This is a genomic window from uncultured Corynebacterium sp. (assembly GCF_937999985.1).
Classification (GTDB): domain Bacteria; phylum Actinomycetota; class Actinomycetes; order Mycobacteriales; family Mycobacteriaceae; genus Corynebacterium.
Window position 1 is genome coordinate 1 of the sequence record NZ_CALLDG010000035.1, and the last position, 5187, is coordinate 5187.

Here is a 5187-nt window from a genome sequence, read left to right on the forward strand (position 1 = left end):
CCCCCCTGGCGCCACGCGCCCATACCCCCCGGACTGCACGCCCAACCCCGGTATGTCACACGTCGCGATCTCGGTACGTTAGCATGTGAAACTAAACAGCGTTCAAGACTGGCGTCAAGCCTAACGCTCAAGACTGATACGCCCCCCATAACTTGCACGAGAAGTTTCACAAGAGCTTTGAGGAGACTGACGATGACTACCGCTGAGACGAAGCAGCCTACCGAAACCCCAGCAACCACCGAAGGCACCGAAACCCCAGAAACCCCAGAAATCCTAAACCTCGCCCGCACGAAGGTCCTGGAAAACGGCGAGCCTCTGAACTACGAGGAAACCCTCCAGGTTCTGCAGCTCGGCGACGAGCACCTGGACGAGCTACTGGACCTGGCCCACCAGGTCCGCCTGAAGTGGTGCGGCGATGCCGTGGAGATGGAGGGCATCATCTCCCTGCAGACCGGCGGCTGCCCCGAGGACTGCCACTTCTGCGCCCAGTCAGGCCTCTTCGAATCCCCGGTTCGCTCCATCCAGCTGGATATCGCCCAGCTGATCGAGGCCGCGAAGCAGACCGCGAAGACCGGCGCCACGGAGTTCTGCATCGTCGCCGCCGTGAAGGGCCCGGACGAGGACCTGATGAACCAGATGGCCAAGGCCATCGCCGCCATCCAGGCGGAGGTCGACATCAACATCGCCGCGTCCATCGGCATCCTCACCCAGGAGCAGGTCGATCGCCTGAAGGAGCTCGGCGTACACCGCTACAACCACAACCTGGAGACCTGCAAGAGCTACTTCCCGGAGGTCGTCACTACCCACACCTGGGAGGAGCGCACCTCCACCCTGGAGATGGTTCGCGACGCGGGCATGGAGGTCTGCTGCGGCGGCATCGTCGGCATGGGCGAGACCGTCGAGCAGCGCGCGGAGTTTGCCATCGACCTGCAGAACCTCAACCCCACGGAGGTTCCTCTAAACTTCTTCGACCCCCGCCCAGGCACTCCTTTCGCGGACCTCGAGCCCATGCCGGTCAACGATGCTCTGCGCACCATCGGCGCGTTCCGCCTGGCTCTCCCCCGCCAGCTGCTGCGCTTCGCAGGCGGCCGCGAGCTGACTTTAGGCGACCTGGGCGCGGAGAAGGGGCTGTTGGGAGGCATCAACGCGGTCATCGTGGGCAACTACCTGACCACGCTGGGCCGCCCCGCCGAGCGCGACGTGGATATGCTCGGCAAGCTGCAGCTGCCGATCAAGGCGCTGAACGCAACCCTGTAGGCACACCGTGACGTCCTCGATGCCTCTAAGCGAACTCACCGCCCTGTTTGTCTTGGGCGGTACCCCTTTATATGACGCCCACACAGGTCAGCCACTCGATACCTCAGACGAGACCTTGCGGGTCGGCCGCGGGGCTCTTGCGCAGGCAAGCCGCGGGGCGCTGGCGGGTTTGGAACCGCCGCGTTTCTGCCCGCTGTGCGGGCGCCGGATGAAGGTACAGGTGAATCCGATGGGCTGGACGGCGGAGTGCTCCCGGCATGGCGATGTGGATTCTTCGATTGTGGTGGATGCGTAGCTTGCAGCACGTAGTGTGGAACCACCGCTAGTTGCGGCGACAAAACTTCCCCTAGCAAGACGTTCCCCTGACAAGACTGACAAGACTGACAAGGCGTTCCCCTGACGAAAGGCAACACAACCATGGCAGCACCGGAGATTTCCGCCAGCACCACCGTCAACGCACCCGCCAGCAAGGTCTGGCAGCGGGTTACCGACCTCTCGGCGATGGGCAAGCGCAGCCCGCAGTGCAAGAAGATGATCCTGCTGCCGCGTCGCAAGAACAGCACCGGCGCAGGCAGTGCGGCCGGAACGGGTGCGGCCGGCACGGGCACCAACGCAGTCGGCGCAGCCCCGGCCCCGGGCACCATCACCATCAACTTCAACCGCCAGGGCATCCTCTGGTGGCCCACCTGGGCGGTCGTCACAGAGGTCGAGCCGGAGAAGGTCTTCGAGTTCAAGATCCCCCTGAACGGCACGCGCTGGCGCTTCGAGCTCACCCCCACCGCCGACGGCTCCCAGACCGTCCCCACAGCCGACGGCTCCCAGACTGTCCTCACAGAGAAGCGCCTGGCTCCCGGCGGCAAGACCTCCCTGATCTCCCGTGTGCTGGTCGCGGTCGTCCTCGGCGGGGAGGAAAAGTTCGAGGCGAGCCTGCAAGAAGGAATCCAGCAGACCGTCCGTGCGCTTGCTAGGGAAGCTGAGAACTTTTAGGTACAGTTCACTCTCGTGAGTGATCAGACCAACCTAGCCGCCGCCCCCTGGCCCCGTTCCAGAATCATTGCAGCCTGGGCACTGGCGAACGCGGTTATCGTTGGAGTTCTGATCTTCTGGCCTTTCGCCAACGGCGACCCCATGTATTACTTCCGTAATTCCCTGGAGGAGCCCCAAGCCCCCAGCCAGGGCGCCGTACCGCTGACCGAATACCCAGACGCCGGGCTCTGGCCCGTCCGCGCGATCATCCAGCTGAGCGGGAATCACGCCTATGTCTTCCTTACCCTGTTCTCTGCGGTCCTCATTGCCCTCAGCACTGCATTCTTCTTCTACCTGCTGAATCGCAGCCACCGCGCCGCACTGTTTTGGACCGCTTTCACCGCCGCCGCGGGGCCTATCGTGTACTCGCGCCTAGATCTCATCCCCGGTCTGCTGGTTGCCGCAACCGCGGCTGCTCTATTCACCCACCCGAAGCTCGCCTCCGCGCTGCTGGGGTTCGCGGCCATGTCCAAGCTGTGGCCGGCAGCGCTGGCCGCCGGGCTGGTGGATAAGTGGAATCGCTCCGCCACCTGGGTACGCTTGGCCACGTTCGGTGGCACCCTCGTGGTCGTCGGTGCGATCACCGCGCTGACCTCCGGCTGGGATCGCCTGGTCTCCCCGCTGACGTACCAGGACGTCCGTGGCCTGCAGATCGAATCCATCCTCGCCACTCCCCTGATCGTCGCCGCCACGATCTTCCCCGGCCAATGGCACATCGCCAAAGCCCCGTCGAAGAGCTACGAGATCTTCGGCCCGGGCGTGGATCAGCTGGTCACGGCCAGCAGCGTGTTGATGGCGTGCACCATATTGTTCGGCCTGGGCTGGGCTCTGTGGCATTTTCTTGGTGACGCCTGGTCTCCCCGCAGTACCGCCCTGTTCCTCCTGACCATGGTGCTGCTGCTGATCGTCTCCAACAAGGTGTTCTCCCCGCAGTACGTCGCGTGGTTCGGCCCGCTGCTGGCCGTGTTAATGGCAAAGCAGCCGGACGAGGCACGCAGCGCCTCTGGACGGGATGCAGCGCAGAGCGAGCCCGACACGCTGCGCAAGCTCACGTGGCTCAGTGTGCTCGCCGCAGCCCTGACCACGGTTGTATTCCCCTTCACCTACAACCTGCTGTTCGAAGGTCCCCACTGGTTCGCAGCTCTCGTGCTCACCGCCCGGAACATCCTGATGGTGTACATCACCTACCTGGCGCTAAAGGCCACCATCCACGCCGGGTTAAAGTCGCAAGCCGCAAAGAAGCGGGAGGCTGAGGGCGTCACGAAGAAAGGCCAGAGGATAAGCGCCTAAGAGTAACGGCGCACGTTGCGGTCGCGCGTAAGCCACATTCCGCAGAAACCGCAGGCCCACACGGTGGCCACCGCGATCCAGGCCACGCCGAAGTCCGACCAGTCGTAGTTGCCGTCCGGGGCGCGCAGGTTCAGCAGCACGCCGACGGCCTGGGCGCCGATCATGCCCGCAATCCAGCCGCCCATGTTCGCCAGGCCAGTGCCGGTGGCGACGAAGCGGCGGTCCACCTTCTCGCGCACGGAGTCGAAGCCCAAGTTCGCAACGGGACCGGTGAAGCCCATGATGATGTTCATCAGGCACGCCGCCCACAGCACGCCCGTCGGCGCGGAGGTGAAGAACCACAGCCAGCCCAGCCAGCCGGTGATGGAGAAGATCATCACGATCTGCATGCGACGGTTGTAGAAGCGGGCGGATAGCAGGCCGACGATCGGGCCGACTGCCACGGAGGCCAGCGTGCCCAGCGAGAGCGCCAGGCCGGCCTGGTCGGCGGGCAGGCCCAGGCCGAGGGTCATGATCGGCAGGCCCCACAGCAGGGTGAATACCACCAGCGCACCCAGGCCCGTCCAGTGGATGAAGAAGCCGTGCCAGCAGACGCGGTTGGTCAGCACGTTGGCCAGGATCTTCTTGACGCCCAGGCGCTCGGTAGGCGCGCTTGCCTTGGCGGCACTGGCGGTCCTGGCGGCACTGGCATCTGCCTCCGGCTCCGGCGAGTCCTTCACCAGCACACCCGCGGCCAGCGCCAGCAACACACCGACTGCGCCGAGGCTCACGAAGCCAGTCTGCCAGCTGGTCGCGTGCAGCAGGCTTAAGAAAGGCACAGCGGAAAGGAACTGGCCGAACTGCCCCACCGCACCCGTCAGCTGGCCGAGCAGCGGCGCGTGGCGCAGCGGAATCCACGCGGGGATCAGGCGCATCACGGACAGGAAGGCCGTCGCGTCACCCGCGCCGATCAGCATGCGGGCGAGAATCGCCACCGGGTAGCTCGTGGTGAAGGCCAACGTGACCTGCCCCAGAGCCATGACGAAAGCACCGGCGACCATCAGCTTGCGCGGCCCGAAGCGGTCCACCAGCAAGCCCACCGGGATCTGTGCGAAGGCGTACACCGCCAGCTGTAGCGCGGTGAACACCGCCAACTGTGCAGCGTTGATGTGGAAGCGGTCGATGGCATCCACGCTGGCCACGCCGAAGGAAGTACGTCCCGTTACCGCCAGGGTGTAGCACAGCACCCCGGCTGCCCACACGATGAGCGCGCGGGGGCTGAGTTTCTCTTTGTCCGTAGCTGTCACTCATCACACGCTACTCCGTGGGTTATGGATAAACTTATTCACCATGAGCTCTCGCCGCCCTTTCACTAATCGCCGCCGCGTTCTGGCCGCCGTTGTGGCCCTGCTGGCAGTAATCGCTCTGGTCATCTGGGCCGTTCTGGGTTTTTCTGGTGAGGACGCCCCCTCGGCCTCCAACACCACCAACTCCAGCGAGGGCTCGTCCAACTCCGCCACCTCGAGCTCCGCGAAGCCCAGCGAGAAGAAGCCGAAGAAGGACGGCAAGCGGGAGGACGAGGATGACCCCTCGGTGGTTTCGGGGCCGGTCCAAGGAACCGGGTCTTTCAACATG

5 protein-coding genes and 1 pseudogene are annotated in these 5187 nt (G+C 64.6%); 5 read left to right on the forward strand and 1 reads right to left on the reverse strand.

Features of this window, described 5'->3' with window-relative positions:
• The first annotated feature begins 192 nt into the window (after positions 1-192).
• The 4 genes from bioB (at position 193) to Q0331_RS01570 (ending at position 3573) form a co-directional block, all read left to right on the forward strand.
• Positions 193-1257 carry a biotin synthase BioB gene (gene bioB / locus Q0331_RS01555; RefSeq protein ID WP_298074271.1) on the forward strand — a complete coding sequence of 355 codons (1065 nt, stop codon included), beginning with the start codon at positions 193-195 and terminating at the stop codon, positions 1255-1257.
• A gap of 19 nt (positions 1258-1276) precedes the next feature.
• Positions 1277-1552, forward strand: coding sequence for a hypothetical protein (locus Q0331_RS01560; protein WP_005296135.1), 276 nt, complete (start codon positions 1277-1279; stop codon positions 1550-1552).
• Positions 1553-1674: 122 nt separating this feature from the next.
• The gene (locus tag Q0331_RS01565) at positions 1675-2244 is read left to right on the forward strand and encodes an SRPBCC family protein (RefSeq protein WP_298074273.1); all 570 of its coding nucleotides are present in this window, start codon (positions 1675-1677) and stop codon (positions 2242-2244) included.
• Between the two features lie 15 nt (positions 2245-2259).
• A complete protein-coding gene (locus Q0331_RS01570; protein WP_298074275.1) occupies positions 2260-3573 on the forward strand; it encodes a hypothetical protein in 1314 nt (437 codons plus the stop codon).
• Here the strand turns inward: Q0331_RS01570 and Q0331_RS01575 are convergent.
• Entirely contained in the window at positions 3570-4859 is a 1290-nt protein-coding gene (locus Q0331_RS01575; RefSeq protein WP_298074277.1) for a nitrate/nitrite transporter, read from the reverse strand. The two genes, Q0331_RS01570 and Q0331_RS01575, sit on opposite strands and share 4 nt — an antisense overlap.
• A gap of 43 nt (positions 4860-4902) precedes the next feature.
• On the opposite strand from Q0331_RS01575, the pseudogene Q0331_RS01580 reads away from it, so the two are divergent.
• Positions 4903-5187, forward strand: a pseudogene (locus Q0331_RS01580) (sortase); the annotation flags it as partial.